Annotated in this window: 12 protein-coding genes; 7 read left to right on the forward strand and 5 right to left on the reverse strand. The window is 66.5% G+C overall.

The features are described from left to right. Positions 1 to 58: 58 nt before the first annotated feature. The 7 genes from E1832_RS19180 (at position 59) to E1832_RS19210 (ending at position 7,578) form a co-directional block, all read left to right on the forward strand. Entirely contained in the window at positions 59 to 1,057 is a 999-nt protein-coding gene (locus E1832_RS19180) for a BMP family lipoprotein (RefSeq protein WP_133361391.1), read from the forward strand. A 73-nt stretch (positions 1,058 to 1,130) separates the two neighbouring features. Then, positions 1,131 to 2,669 (forward strand): ABC transporter ATP-binding protein, encoded by a 1,539-nt coding sequence (locus E1832_RS19185; RefSeq protein WP_133361392.1) that lies wholly within the window; start codon positions 1,131 to 1,133, stop codon positions 2,667 to 2,669. 40 nt (positions 2,670 to 2,709) lie between these two features. Then, positions 2,710 to 3,804: an ABC transporter permease gene (locus tag E1832_RS19190; RefSeq protein ID WP_133361393.1), complete on the forward strand. Its 1,095-nt coding sequence runs from the start codon at positions 2,710 to 2,712 to the stop codon at positions 3,802 to 3,804. After that, on the forward strand, positions 3,804 to 4,811 hold the full coding sequence (locus E1832_RS19195) for an ABC transporter permease (protein WP_133361394.1): 1,008 nt from the start codon (positions 3,804 to 3,806) through the stop codon (positions 4,809 to 4,811). The genes E1832_RS19190 and E1832_RS19195 overlap by 1 nt, the downstream gene beginning before the upstream one ends. Positions 4,812 to 4,874: 63 nt before the next feature. Further along, positions 4,875 to 5,798, forward strand: a complete 924-nt coding sequence (locus E1832_RS19200; protein ID WP_133361395.1) for a sulfite exporter TauE/SafE family protein — start codon at positions 4,875 to 4,877, stop codon at positions 5,796 to 5,798. Between the two features lie 94 nt (positions 5,799 to 5,892). After that, positions 5,893 to 6,813: a sulfite exporter TauE/SafE family protein gene (locus E1832_RS19205; RefSeq protein ID WP_133361396.1), complete on the forward strand. Its 921-nt coding sequence runs from the start codon at positions 5,893 to 5,895 to the stop codon at positions 6,811 to 6,813. A 3-nt stretch (positions 6,814 to 6,816) separates the two neighbouring features. Next, positions 6,817 to 7,578 carry a TIGR02186 family protein gene (locus tag E1832_RS19210; RefSeq protein ID WP_133361397.1) on the forward strand — a complete coding sequence of 254 codons (762 nt, stop codon included), beginning with the start codon at positions 6,817 to 6,819 and terminating at the stop codon, positions 7,576 to 7,578. Between the two features lie 26 nt (positions 7,579 to 7,604). On the opposite strand, the gene E1832_RS19215 is transcribed toward E1832_RS19210, so the two are convergent. The 5 genes from E1832_RS19215 to E1832_RS19235 all read right to left on the reverse strand — a co-directional run bounded on the left by E1832_RS19215 (position 7,605) and on the right by E1832_RS19235 (position 13,150). Continuing rightward, positions 7,605 to 8,339, reverse strand: coding sequence for an SDR family oxidoreductase (locus E1832_RS19215; RefSeq protein ID WP_133361398.1), 735 nt, complete (start codon positions 8,337 to 8,339; stop codon positions 7,605 to 7,607). Further along, complete coding sequence (locus E1832_RS19220; protein ID WP_133361399.1) at positions 8,336 to 9,865, reverse strand: ATP-dependent DNA helicase; 1,530 nt, start codon at positions 9,863 to 9,865, stop codon at positions 8,336 to 8,338. Before E1832_RS19220 ends, E1832_RS19215 begins: the two co-directional genes overlap by 4 nt. Positions 9,866 to 9,924: 59 nt before the next feature. Next, positions 9,925 to 10,110: a hypothetical protein gene (locus E1832_RS19225; protein ID WP_133361400.1), complete on the reverse strand. Its 186-nt coding sequence runs from the start codon at positions 10,108 to 10,110 to the stop codon at positions 9,925 to 9,927. Positions 10,111 to 10,280: 170 nt separating this feature from the next. Beyond that, positions 10,281 to 11,570 (reverse strand): crotonyl-CoA carboxylase/reductase, encoded by a 1,290-nt coding sequence (gene ccrA / locus E1832_RS19230; protein ID WP_133361401.1) that lies wholly within the window; start codon positions 11,568 to 11,570, stop codon positions 10,281 to 10,283. Between the two features lie 167 nt (positions 11,571 to 11,737). Then, a complete protein-coding gene (locus E1832_RS19235; protein WP_133361402.1) occupies positions 11,738 to 13,150 on the reverse strand; it encodes a 1-acyl-sn-glycerol-3-phosphate acyltransferase in 1,413 nt (470 codons plus the stop codon). Between the last annotated feature and the right edge of the window lie 76 nt (positions 13,151 to 13,226).

The raw sequence follows: 13,226 nt of genomic DNA on the forward strand, positions 1-13,226 counted from the left end.
TTCGCCCAACCGGACCGACGGCGCGCCGCAATTAGAAAAATCAACCGGGAGTATAATGATGACCCTTTTGAAATCCCTGATGGGGGCCGCTGCCGCAATGGCCCTGAGCGCCGGCGCCGCATTGGCCGAACCGGCCCTGATCTTTGACCTTGGCGGCAAGTTCGACAAGAGCTTCAACGAGGCCGCCTTCACCGGGGCGCAACGCTGGGCCGATGAGACCGGCGGCAGCTTCCGCGAGATCGAACTGCAGTCGGAGGCCCAGCGCGAGCAGGCGCTGCGCCGTTTCGCCGAGGCCGGCGCCAACCCGATCATCACCATGGGCTTTGCCATGGCCGACCCGCTGAGCAACGTCGCCCCCGATTACCCGGATACCAAATTCGTGGTGGTCGACGTGACCTGGATCGCCGGCGACAACATCCGCCAGATCGGCTTTGCCGAGCATGAGGGGTCCTATCTGGTCGGGATGCTGGCCGCGATGGCCTCGAAATCCGGCACCGTCGGCTTTGTCGGCGGCATGGACGTTCCGCTGATCCGCCACTTCGGCTGCGGCTATGCGCAGGGCGTCAAGTCGGTCAGCCCGGATGCGAAAATCATCGCCAACATGACCGGCACCACGCCGGCGGCCTGGAACGATCCGGTGAAGGGCTCCGAGCTGACCAAGGCGCAGATCAGTCAGGGCGCGGATGTGGTCTATGCCGCCGCCGGCGGCACCGGCGTGGGCGTGCTTCAGACCGCCGCCGACGAGGGGATCCTCTCGATCGGGGTGGACAGCAACCAGAACCACCTGCATCCGGGCAAGGTGCTGACCTCGATGCTCAAGCGCGTCGATGTGGCGGTCTATGACGCCATGAAGGCCGGCGGCGAAGTGGAAACCGGGGTGTTCGTGCTGGGCCTGGCCGAGGACGGCGTCGGCTATGCGCTGGACGACAACAACGCCGCGCTGATCAGCCCCGAGATGAAGGCCGCCGTGGACGCCGCGCGCGAACAGATCATCAGCGGCGAGTTGAAGGTCACCAGCTACTACGAGAACGACAGCTGCCCGGTTCTGGATTTCTGATCCGGACCCGATAGCAAGTCCAGCGGGCCGTGCGGATCGCACTGCACGGCCCGCGTTTTCAGCAGGGGGCCACATGACCGGCACATCGCCAGCCATCGAACTGCGCGGCATCTCCAAGGCGTTCGGCCCGGTGCAGGCCAACAAGGACATCTCGATCCGGGTGATGCCGGGCACCATCCACGGCATCATCGGCGAGAATGGCGCCGGCAAATCCACGCTGATGAGCATCCTTTACGGCTTCTACAAGGCCGACGCCGGCGAGATTTTCATCAACGGGAAAAGAACCGAGATCCCCGACAGCCAGGCCGCCATCGCCGCCGGCATCGGCATGGTGTTCCAGCATTTCAAGCTGGTGGAGAATTTCACCGTTCTGGAAAACGTCGTGCTAGGCGCCGAGGACGGCCGGCTGCTGCGCCCGTCGCTGGCCAAGGCCCGCAAGATCCTTGGCGAACTGGCGGTGGAATACGAACTCAACGTCGACCCGGACTCGCGCATCGACCGGATCGGCGTCGGCATGCAGCAGCGGGTCGAGATCCTCAAGGCCCTCTACCGGCAGGCCGATATCCTGATCCTCGACGAACCCACCGGGGTGCTGACGCCGGCGGAGGCAGATCAGCTGTTCCGCATCCTCGACCGGCTGCGCGCCGAGGGCAAGACCATCATCCTGATCACCCACAAGCTGCGCGAGATCATGGAGATCACTGATACCGTGAGCGTGATGCGCCGCGGCGAGATGACGGCGACGGTCAGGACCGCCGGGACCGGCCCCGATGAGCTTGCCGAACTGATGGTGGGCCGCAAGGTGCTGTTGCGGGTCGACAAGGCGCCTGCCTCCCCCGGCAAGACCGTGCTGGAGGTGCAAAACCTGCGGGTGCGCGACCAGCAGGGGGTGGAGCGCGTCAAGGGCATAGATCTGACCGTGCGCGCCGGCGAGATCCTCGGCGTGGCCGGGGTGGCCGGCAACGGCCAGTCGGAACTGCTGGAGGTGCTGGGCGGCATGCGTCCCGGCGCCGGCACGGTGATGCTGAACGGCGTGCCGCTGGCGCTGGAGGGGCGCGGCTCCGACGGCCAGTCGCGCCGCGCCGCGGGCCTGGCCCATGTGCCCGAGGACCGCCAGCGCGAAGGCCTGATCATGGAGTTTCACGCCTGGGAAAACGTCGCCTTCGGCTATCACCACGACCCGGCCTATCAGCGCAACGCGATGTTGATGGACAACGCCGCGCTGCGCCGCGACACCCAAGCCAAGATGGAGAAATTCGACGTCCGCCCGCCCGACCCCTGGCTGACCGCCAGGAATTTCAGCGGCGGCAACCAGCAAAAGATCGTCGTGGCGCGCGAGATCGAGCGAAACCCCGACCTGCTTTTGGTGGGCCAGCCCACCCGCGGCGTGGACATCGGCGCGATCGAGTTCATCCACCGCCAGATCGTCGCCCTGCGCGACCAGGGCGCGGCGATCCTGCTGGTCAGCGTCGAGCTGGACGAAATCCTGTCGCTGTCGGACCGCATCGCGGTGATCTTCGACGGCCGGATGATGGGCGAACGGCTGCCCGCTCAGACCGACGAGACCGAACTGGGCCTGCTGATGGCGGGCGTCTCGGGCAAGGCGGCGTGATGCGGCCCCGGGTCGGCGCAGAAATCGAAGGGGTCCGCTGATGGACAAGATGCCAAAGTGGGCCGACGTGGTCCTGATCCCGCTGATCAGCCTGATCCTTGCCGCCGCGCTCTCGGCGCTGGTCATCCTGGCCATCGGCGAGGATCCGGTCGCGGCGGTCAGGCTGATGGTCTCCGGCGCGCTCGGGTCGACCTATGGCTGGGGCTATACGCTGTATTACGCCACCAATTTCATGTTCACCGGCCTCGCCGTCGCGGTGGCTTTCCACGCGCGGATGTTCAATATCGGCGGCGAGGGGCAGGCGATGCTGGGCGGGCTCGGCGTGGCGCTGATGTGCCTCTATGTCCCCTGGCCGCACTGGACGCTGGCGCTGATCGGGGCCAGCACGCTGGCCGCCCTCTTCGGCGCGGCCTGGGCGGCGATCCCAGCCTGGCTGCAGGCGAAGCGCGGCAGCCATATCGTGATCACCACCATCATGTTCAACTTCATCGCCTCGGCGGTGCTGAACTATGTTCTGGTCAACCTGATGCGGCCGCAGGGCTCGATGGATCCGGCCACCGCGCGGTTCCCCGAGCCGGTGCACCTGCCCACCCTGCACGAGCTGCTGGCCCCAATCGGGATCAATTTCTCCAAGGCCGCGCCGGCCAACGTCAGCCTGCTGGTCGCCGTCGCCGCCTGCGTGCTGGTCTGGCTGCTGATCTGGCGCACAAGGCTGGGATACGAGATCCGCGCCTATGGCCATTCCGAGACCGGCGCGCTCTATGCCGGTATCTCGCCGGTGCGGATCACCATGATCGCCATGCTGATCTCCGGCGGGCTTGCGGGCATGATGGCGATCAACAACGTGATGGGCGAGGCCGAGCGGCTGGTGCTGAACGCAACCGAGGGGGCGGGCTTCATCGGTATCGCGGTGGCGCTGATGGGGCGCAGCCACCCGTTCGGGGTGTTCCTGGCGGCGATCCTGTTCGGCTTTCTCTATCAGGGCGGCGCCGAGCTCGCGCTCTGGACCTCGATCCCGCGCGAGCTGATCGTGGTCATTCAGGCGCTGGTGATCCTGTTCACCGGGGCGCTGGACAACATGGTGCGGATGCCGCTCGAGAAACTGTTCCTCAGCCTGCGGAAGGGGCGCGCGTGATGGATTTCCTGACGCTCATCCAGGTGTTCGACAGCACTGTGCGGCTGTCCACGCCGCTGCTGCTCGCCTGCCTTGCCGGGCTGTTCTCCGAACGCGCCGGCATCTTCGACATCGGGCTTGAGGGCAAGATGCTGATGGCGGCCTTCTTTTCGGCGGCCATCGCCTCGGTCACCGGCTCGGTCTGGCTGGGCCTGCTGGCGGGCATCGCCGCGTCCATGGTGCTGGCGGGGCTGCACGGGCTGGCCTCGATCACCTTTCGCGGCAACCAGCTGATTTCCGGCGTGGCGATCAACTTCCTCGCCGCCGGGATGACCGTTCTGATCGCCCAGGACTGGTTCCGTCAGGGCGGGCGCACCCCCTCGCTGATCGGCGGCGGCCGGTTCGGCGGGCTGGAGTTTCCAGGCGCCATCGGACCGGCGGATGCCGAGGCCACCGGTCGCCCGGTCTCGGAACTGATCGCCGGGACCAACCCGCTGCACCAGGTCTATTCCGACCTGATCTCGGGCCATTCGATTCTGGTCTATGTGGCCTTCCTCGCGGTGCCGGCGACCTGGTGGGTGCTGTTCCGCACCCGCTTTGGCCTGCGCCTGCGGGCGGTCGGAGAGAACCCGGCGGCGGTGGACACCTCCGGTGTCTCGGTGGTCGGGCTGCGCTATGCCGCCGTGGCGATCTGCGGCCTGCTGTGCGGCATCGCCGGGGCCTATCTGGCGACCGCGCTGCAGGCGGGTTTTGTCAAGGACATGACCGCCGGGCGCGGTTTCATCGCCCTGGCGGCGCTGATCTTTGCCAAGTGGCGGCCCTGGCAGGCGATGTGGGCCTGCCTGCTGTTCGGGTTTCTGCAGGCGATCGCGCTGCGTTATCAGAACATCGACGTGGGCGGCGTGGTGATCCCGGTACAGGTGATGGACGCGCTGCCCTATATCCTGACGGTGGTCATTCTGGCCGGGTTCGTGGGCAAGGCGATCCCGCCGCGGGCAGGCGGCGAGCCCTATGTGAAAGAACGGTGAACGCGGCCCCTCCGGGTCGGGTTGGCGATTGACCTTTTCGCGCGCCGGGGCCTAACTGGGATCATGCAAACCTACCTGCCGATCGCCGAAGTTTCCGTGAACGCATTCGTGCTTCTGGGGCTCGGCGGGCTGGTGGGCATACTGTCCGGCATGTTCGGCGTCGGCGGCGGTTTCCTGATCACACCGCTTCTGTTCTTCGTCGGTGTGCCGCCCGCGGTGGCGGTGGCCACCGGCGCCAACCAGATCGTCGCCTCGTCCTTTTCCGCGGTGCTGGCGCATTTCCGGCGGCGCACCGTCGATCTGACCATGGGTTCGGTCCTTCTGGCAGGCGGGCTGGTGGGCGCCGGCCTTGGCGTCTTTGTCTTCAACTATCTCAAGAGCCTGGGCCAGGTCGATCTGCTGGTGCGGCTTTGCTACGTGGTCTTCCTCGGCATCGTCGGCGCGCTGATGTTCGTCGAAAGCCTCAACGCCCTGCGCAAGGCGCGCGGCGCGCAGGCCGGCGCGCGGGCGCCGCGCCGCCCCCGCACCCTGGTCCATACGCTGCCGTTCAAGATGCGCTTTCGCACCTCCGGCCAGTACATGTCGGTGATCCCGCCCCTGCTGGTCGGTCTGTCGGTGGGGGTGCTCTCGGCGATCATGGGGGTCGGCGGCGGTTTCATCATGGTGCCGGCGATGATCTATCTGCTGGGGATGCCGACCAAGGTGGTGGTGGGCACCTCGCTGTTCCAGATCATCTTTGTCACCGCCTTTACCACCATGCTGCATGCCACCACCAACCAGACGGTGGATATCGTGCTGGCGGTCTACCTGATCCTCGGCGGCGTGATCGGCGCGCAGATCGGCACGCAGATCGGGCTGAAGCTCAAGGCCGAGCAACTGCGCGTCCTGCTGGCCGCGCTGGTGCTGGCGGTCTGCGGCAAGCTGGCGCTGGAGTTGCTGTTCGAGCCGGCCGAACTTTACAACCTGTCCGAGCCGGGGCGGCATTGAGCCCGGCGCGCCCCCGCCCGCGCCCGGACCGCCGGTGCGTTTTCGGACCCGGTTTCGCCTTTGATCGCCGGAACAAGCGGAGTTAGATGGTCTCATGCAGGTTTACCTCCCAATCGCGGAAGTATCGGTCAGCGCCTTTCTTCTCCTCGGGCTCGGCGGACTGGTGGGCGTTCTGTCGGGCATGTTCGGCGTCGGCGGCGGGTTCCTGATGACGCCGCTTCTGTTCTTTATCGGCATCCCGCCAGCGGTGGCGGTGGCGACCGAGGCGAACCAGATCGTCGCCTCGTCCTTTTCCGGCGTGCTGGCACATTTCCGACGGCGCACGGTCGACATCAAAATGGGTCTGGTGCTGCAGGCCGGCGGCCTGATCGGCGCCGCGCTGGGGGTGGTGATCTTCAACTATCTCAGGAGCCTGGGTCAGGTCGATCTGCTGGTGCGTCTGTGTTATGTGGTGTTCCTTGGCGTGGTCGGCGGGCTGATGTTCCTGGAAAGCCTGCGCGCCCTGCGCAAGGCCCGCGGCGCCACCGGCCCGACACCCAAACGCCGCCAGCGCGGCTGGGTGCACGCGCTGCCGTTCAAGATGCGCTTTCGCACCTCGGGCCTTTACATCTCGGTGATCCCGCCCATCGGCATCGGCATAGCGGTCGGCATCCTGGCCGCGATCATGGGGGTCGGCGGCGGTTTCATCATGGTGCCGGCGATGATCTACCTGCTGGGGATGCCGACCAAGGTGGTCGTGGGCACCTCGCTGTTCCAGATCATCCTGGTCACCGGGTTCACCACCATGCTGCACGCCACCACCAACTATACCGTCGACATCGTTCTGGCGGTGCTGCTGTTGGTGGGCGGCGTGATCGGCGCGCAGATCGGCACCCGGATCGGGCTGAAGCTCAAGGCAGAACAGCTGCGCATCCTGCTGGCGCTGATGGTTCTGGTGGTCTGCGGCAGGCTGGCCGCCGACCTGCTGCTGCAACCGGCCGAGCTCTATTCGCTCGGCCCCGCGGGGGGGCATTGAGCGATGCGGCGCCTGCTTGCCATCCTGCTGCTGATGATACCGCTGGGCGCCCGGGCCCAGGAGGAGGTCGTGCTGGGCCTGTCCAGCGACCGGGTTTCGATCACCACCAGTTTCGACGGCTCCGAGATCCTGATCTTCGGGGCGGTCAAACGCGAAACGCCGATCCTGCCCGAACCGCTGGAGGTGGTCATCACCGTCGCCGGCCCCTCGCACCCGGTGCTGGTGCGGCGCAAGGCGCACCGGTTCGGCATCTGGGTCAATGCCGAGGCGGTCGAGGTGGACGCCGCCCCCTCGTTCTATGCGGTGGCCACCACCGGAGCGTGGAAGGACGTGCTGACCGATACCGAGGATCTGCGCCACAAGGTCAGTATCGGCCGCGCGATCCGCTCGGTCGGCGCCCCGATGGAGATCCGCGACGCCCCCCATTTCTCCGAGGCGCTGGTCCGCATCCGGCAACAGGCCGGGCTCTATCAGATGCTGGAGGGCAAGGTCGCGCTCGATCAGCAGACGCTGTTCCGCACCGCCATCGACATGCCCGCCGACCTTACCGAGGGCGATTACACCGCGCGCATTTTTCTGACCCGGCAGGGAAAGGTGGTGTCGCAATACGAAACCACGATCGACGTGCGCAAGGTCGGGCTGGAGCGGTGGCTTTTCGTCCTGTCGCGGCAGCAGCCGATCCTTTACGGGCTGATGTCGCTGGCGATCGCCATCGTCGCCGGCTGGGGCGCCTCGGCCGCCTTCACCATGCTGCGGAACCGGTGACCGGCGCAACCGGCTGACCGGCGGTGTCAGCCCCGCCCGATATAGGGCATCCTGGTCGCCATCACGGTCATGAACTGAACATTGGCCTCCAACGGCAGACTGGCCATGTGCAGCACCGATTTTGCCGCATCCTCGACCGCCATGGTCTCGGGCGGCGGCGCGTCCGGGGTGTCTGCCTTCTGCTTGGCGATCAGCCCCTCGACCATCGGCGTGCGCGCGTTGCCGATGTCGATCTGGCCGCAGGCGATGTCAAAGGGCCGCCCGTCCAGCGACAGGCTGCGCGTCAGCCCGGTGATCGCGTGCTTGGTCGCCGAATAGGGGGTGGACAGCGGCCGCGGCACATGGGCGGCGATGGAGCCGTTGTTGATGATCCGCCCACCCTGAGGGCTTTGCGCCCGCATCGCCGCGAAAGCCGACCGCGCGGCCAGGAACATACCGGTCAGGTTGACGTTGACCGAGGCGAACCAGTCGTCCAGCGCGATCTCGTCGATGGTGCCGGCGGGGGTGAAGATGCCGGCATTGTTGAACAGCACGTCGAGCCGCCCGGCACGGGCGACGAAATCGGCGAAGGCCGCCTCGACCGCCTGCGGATCGGTGACATCGGCGGGCAGCACCACGGCGCCCGCCTGCCCCGCCGCGACCTCCTCCAGCGCCGCGGCGCGGCGCGCCAGCAGGCCCACGCGCCAGCCTTCGGCCAGGAACAGCTCGGCCGTCGCCCGGCCGATGCCGGAACTGGCGCCGGTGATCAGTATGGTCTTCATGTCTCCTCCGCTTGCAGTTCCAGCGCCGCCACCGGGGCGGCGCGCAGATCGTCCACCCGCAGGGGGTAGGTCGGCTTGGACAGCCGGTTGCGCACCACCCAGATCAGCCGCTCCTGCGCCCGGGTGATCGCCACATAGGCCAGCCGTTTCCACAGCGGTTGGCCGGCCTCGCCCCGGCCCATTCGCGCCGCCGCGTAAAGGTCGGGGGCAAAGACCTGCACCGTGTCCCACTGGCTGCCCTGCGCCTTGTGGATGGTCACCGCCGCCCCGTGCAGGAACGTCGCCCCCATCCGCGCGGCAAAGGGAATGAACGGCTCTTCCTCGTCCGGCTTCTCGATCTTGATGATCGTGGCCGCGCTGACCTGCGGATCCTCGGCGCCGATCACATGCAGCCGCGAGAACCCCGGCTTGCGTCCGGGGCCCAGATAGATCACCTGCGCCCCCTTGATCAGACCGCGCGCCTCGAGATCCAGCCGTTTCTTGCGGTGTTTGAGCGGCAGCTCGATGCCGTCGCAGATCAGCGGCTCGCCGGCCAACAGGTCGTCCTCCGGCGCGCCGTGAACCGCGCGAAAGGCGGTGATCAGCCGGATCCGCGTGGCGTTGCGCCAGACCAGCACCGGGCTGCGCGCCATCAGATCGACCTCGACCCGGCTCCCCCAGACCACCCGGTCGTCGCGCCGCGAGGTCTGCTCGACCATCCGCTCGAACTCTTCAAAGCTCAGCTGCGGATCGGCCAGCGCATGGGCCAGATCCAGGATCGGGTTGTCGGCCTCCTGCCGGTGAATGCGGTGCAGCTCCAGCTTGCGGGTCTCGGGCAGCGCGTCGAACACCATCGCGCCCGACTGGTTCACCGGGGCCAGCTGCGCCGGATCGCCGAACAGCAGCAGATTGGGAAAAATCTCTTTCAGATCGCCGAATTGCCGCTCGTCCAGCATCGAGGCCTCATCGACAAAGCCGATGTCCAGCGGATCCTCCCGCCGTTTCCAGCCGGTGATGAAATCGGACCCGCGCAGGCCGGCGGCGGCCAGGGCGCCGGGAATCGACTTGTTGACCGCATAAAAGGCCGCCGCGCGGTCCAGCGCCAGATCGGTCAGCCCCTCGATCTCGGGCCGCTCGCCGGTGCCGGCCAGCCATTCGGCGATGCGTTCGTATTCCGGGTCGTAGACGGGGGTATAGAGAATGCGGTGGATGGTAGTCGCCGGCACACCGCGAAACCGCAGCACACTGGCCGCCTTGTTGGTCGGTGCCAGGATTGCCAGCGTGCGGCGCCCCCGCCGTTTGCGCCCTTCATAGTCGCCCGAAACTACCTCGACCCCGGCCGCCTCCAGCGCCTTGTAAAGCTCGGCCAGCAACAAAGTCTTGCCCGAGCCGGCCTTGCCGATCAGCGCCAGCACCCCCGACCCGGCCGCCTGAGGCGGCGTCAGGGCGCCGTTCTCCAGATCGACCCCCGCGCCGCGCAGCATCTCGGCCACGCTGTCGAAGGCGGTCGCCTGATCCTCGGAAAATGTAATAGCCGGCGCGGTCATGGCGCGACCCTACCCCGCTGCCGCGGCGGGCACCAGTATCAAGCGGCGCGCCGAACCGCTCAACCCGGATCGCCGGAACCGCCCGAGATGTCCCCCGCCTGCGCCCCCTCACGCCCTGCCGGCAATTCCCGGGTAGCGATCCGTCGGGCCAGTTCCAATTGCCGCCCCAATTCCGGCAATCCGTGTTTCTCGGAATAGAGGCGCAAATCCTCCAGAACGGCAAGGATCCAGTTCCGATGTGGCATAAAAAATTCCGCTATTGACTAATAATAGAAGTATTACCACGACATGTTTAATTATCAATTTGATAATCAAAATACGCGCAAACCCGGTCCAAAAGGAAAAACCCGCAACGCGATCTGCGCTGCGGGTCTTGTCTCCGGCGCATATGGCCGGTTTCAGGTTCCGGCCGGTCTCAGCGGCGACCGGCCTCCAGCACCTCTTCAAAGGTGCGCAGCCCGGTTCTGGGCGATTGCACCAGCACCGACATATTGCCCGGCTTGTGCTCGTTGCGCAGCATCTTCATGTGCGCTTGCGGCAGGTCGCCCCAGGTGAACACCTCGGACATGCAGGGATCGAGGCGCCGCTCCAGCATCAGCCGGTTGGCCGATGCCGCCTGTTTCAGATGCGCGAAATGCGAGCCCTGCAACCGTTTCTGATGCATCCACATGTAGCGGACATCGAAGGTACAGTTGAAGCCCGAGGTGCCGGCGCAGATCACAACCATGCCGCCCTTCTTGCAGACCAGCGACGACACCGGAAAGGTCGCCTCGCCCGGGTGTTCGAACACCATGTCGACGCTCACACCCTTGCCGGTGATGTCCCAAATCGCCTTGCCGAACTTGCGCGCCTCTTTCAGCCAGGCGTTATATTCCGGCGTGTTGACGGTGGGCAGGCGCCCCCAGCAGTTGAAGTCCTTGCGGTTGATCACGCCCTTGGCGCCCAGGCCCATGACGAACTCGCGCTTGTCCTCGTCGCTGATGACGCCGATCGCGTTGGCGCCGGCGGTGTTGATCAGCTGGATCGCGTAAGAGCCAAGCCCCCCCGAGGCCCCCCAGACCAGCACGTTCTGGCCCGGCTTCAGATCATGCGGGTGGTGACCGAACAGCATCCGATAGGCGGTGGCCAGCGTCAGCGTGTAACAGGCGCTCTCCTCCCAGGTCAGGTGCTTGGGGCGCGGCATCAGCTGCTGCGCCTGCACCCGGGTGAACTGCCCGAACGAGCCGTCCGGCGTCTCGTATCCCCAGATCCGCTGGCTGGGCGAGAACATCGGGTCGCCGCCGTTGCACTCCTCGTCGTCGCCGTCGTCCTGGTTGCAGTGGATCACCACCTCGTCGCCGACCTTCCAGCGCTTGACCTTGTCGCCGACCGCCCAGACGATGCCGGCGGCATCGGAGCCGGCGATATGATACGGCTGCTTGTGGCCGTCAAAGGGGCTCACCGGCTGGCCCAGCGCGGCCCAGACACCGTTGTAGTTGACGCCCGCCGCCATCACCAGCACCAGCACCTCGTGATTGTCCAGCGTCGGGGTATCCACGACTTCCAGCTGCATCGCGGTGTCGGGCTCGCCATGACGCTCCTTGCGGATGGCCCAGGCATACATCTGCTTCGGCACATAGCCGAGCGGAGGCATTTCGCCCATTTCGTAAAGGTCTTTTTCGGGCGCCTCATAGGGCGCGATGCCGCCATTGGTGTCCAAAGCCATGATGGCCTCCTTCTCTATCCTCTGTGCCGCGATGCAGAATCGCGGCTCTCAGGATGGGATAGAAACAGCCGCGCAACATTGCAACATTGAATTGGTGTGTTTTTGTAATTTTATGACTTTGCGACCGCAGAAAGACCTTCGCGCCCGCAGAATGAGCTGGACGTCCCCTACCCATCCCCCGGCGCGGCCTCCGGCTCGGCCCCCAACCCATTTCCGGGCACATCGCCCGGCATCAGGTGCCGGATCGAATTGGCGTAGAACCGCAACAGGTCACCGCCTTGCGCATCGGGGACGTAACGCCCCTGATCCTGCCGCAACGCCCCCTGCCGGCTCAATGCGCGCAACCCGGCCCCGGTCGCGGCATGCGGATCGGCGCACAGCCGGCCTACGGTCGAGGCTGGCAGGCTGGCCAGCGCGGCAGCGGCGCGGGCGTCGATCTCGGCCCGGGTCATCGCCCCGTGGGTCTGCAACAGCCAGGCCACCAGCGGCACCGGCAGCACCGGCACGCCATCGGCGATCCGCCGCATCAGCCGGTCCGCCAGCACCTCGGTCACGTCGCCCGACCGCTCCGCCCGCAGCGCGCGCAGCGACAGCGGCGGGCCAAAGGTGACCACCGCATCGCCGAACCGACGATAACGTCCGGTCAGCCACAGCCAGAGCTGTCGCAGCACATGCCCCGCGATCACCCCGATACGGGCATTGAAGCAGCGCCCGGTCCCCATGCTGGCGGCGATCAGGATCCGGTCCTCCAGCACCCGGTCATAGTTCAGCGCCACCGGGACAAAGACCACGTCGCGCCCCTCCGGATCGAACCCCGCGGTGATGTATTTCAGCAGCCCCAGCTTGGCCGGCATCAGCCCGCCGGTCAGGCTCAGCCCGCCCTCGGGGAACATCGCCTGGGTCACGCCGGCGCCGGTGGCCAGCCGCACATAGCAGGCCAGAACCGCACGATAGAGATCGTTGCGCGACCTGCGCCGGATGAAATAGGCCCCCATCGCGCGGATCAGCCGGCTCAGCGGCCAGACCTGCGCCCATTCCCCCACCGCATAGGCCAGCGCCGAGCGGTCCGCCGCCAGATAGGTGACCAGCACGTAATCCATGTTGCTGCGGTGGTTCATCACGAACACCACCGTCGCCTCGGGATCGATGGCGCGCAACGCGGGCTCGTCCAGCTGCCGCAGCCGCACATGATAAAGCGCGTTGCTCAGGAACCGCGCCGCCCTGATCGCGACTCCGAAATAGAGCGAGGCCGAGAACGACGGCACGATCTCGCGCGCATAGCGGCGCGCCTGCTGGAAGGCGACGTTCTCGGGGATGCCCTCGGCGCGGGCATGGTCGGCGATCGCCTGGCTGACCTGCGGATTGTAGATGATCCGCTGAATCATATCAAAGCGCCGGGTCAGCTTGAACGGCTGGATCGGCCGGTCCAGCCGCTGGTTCAGCTGCGCCACCGCCCGCTCCAGCCGGCGGCGAAAATACCAGCGCACCGACGGAAACAGGAAATGCGAGGCAAAGGTGACCGCCGCGAACAGCACGATCAGCGCAAACAGCCACAGCGGGAGTTCGACAGCCTTGGTCATGTGCAAGCCTTGCCGCAACCTGGCCCGGCGGGAAAGGGGCGCGTGCACAAGATGGCGGCAAAAGTGGCGCCGCCGC

The organism is Antarcticimicrobium luteum (assembly GCF_004358185.1).
GTDB classification, from domain to species: Bacteria; Pseudomonadota; Alphaproteobacteria; order Rhodobacterales; family Rhodobacteraceae; genus Antarcticimicrobium; species Antarcticimicrobium luteum.

What these genes read in the sequence shown, in the direction of transcription:
- E1832_RS19180 (WP_133361391.1), top strand. Translation starts at nt 59, where the DNA reads ATGACCCTTTTGAAATCCCTGATGGGGGCCGCTGCCGCAATGGCCCTG.
- E1832_RS19185 (WP_133361392.1), top strand. Translation starts at nt 1,131, where the DNA reads ATGACCGGCACATCGCCAGCCATCGAACTGCGCGGCATCTCCAAGGCG.
- E1832_RS19190 (WP_133361393.1), top strand. Translation starts at nt 2,710, where the DNA reads ATGGACAAGATGCCAAAGTGGGCCGACGTGGTCCTGATCCCGCTGATC.
- E1832_RS19195 (WP_133361394.1), top strand. Translation starts at nt 3,804, where the DNA reads ATGGATTTCCTGACGCTCATCCAGGTGTTCGACAGCACTGTGCGGCTG.
- E1832_RS19200 (WP_133361395.1), top strand. Translation starts at nt 4,875, where the DNA reads ATGCAAACCTACCTGCCGATCGCCGAAGTTTCCGTGAACGCATTCGTG.
- E1832_RS19205 (WP_133361396.1), top strand. Translation starts at nt 5,893, where the DNA reads ATGCAGGTTTACCTCCCAATCGCGGAAGTATCGGTCAGCGCCTTTCTT.
- E1832_RS19210 (WP_133361397.1), top strand. Translation starts at nt 6,817, where the DNA reads ATGCGGCGCCTGCTTGCCATCCTGCTGCTGATGATACCGCTGGGCGCC.
- E1832_RS19215 (WP_133361398.1), bottom strand. Translation starts at nt 8,339, where the DNA reads ATGAAGACCATACTGATCACCGGCGCCAGTTCCGGCATCGGCCGGGCG.
- E1832_RS19220 (WP_133361399.1), bottom strand. Translation starts at nt 9,865, where the DNA reads ATGACCGCGCCGGCTATTACATTTTCCGAGGATCAGGCGACCGCCTTC.
- E1832_RS19225 (WP_133361400.1), bottom strand. Translation starts at nt 10,110, where the DNA reads ATGCCACATCGGAACTGGATCCTTGCCGTTCTGGAGGATTTGCGCCTC.
- ccrA (WP_133361401.1), bottom strand. Translation starts at nt 11,570, where the DNA reads ATGGCTTTGGACACCAATGGCGGCATCGCGCCCTATGAGGCGCCCGAA.
- E1832_RS19235 (WP_133361402.1), bottom strand. Translation starts at nt 13,150, where the DNA reads ATGACCAAGGCTGTCGAACTCCCGCTGTGGCTGTTTGCGCTGATCGTG.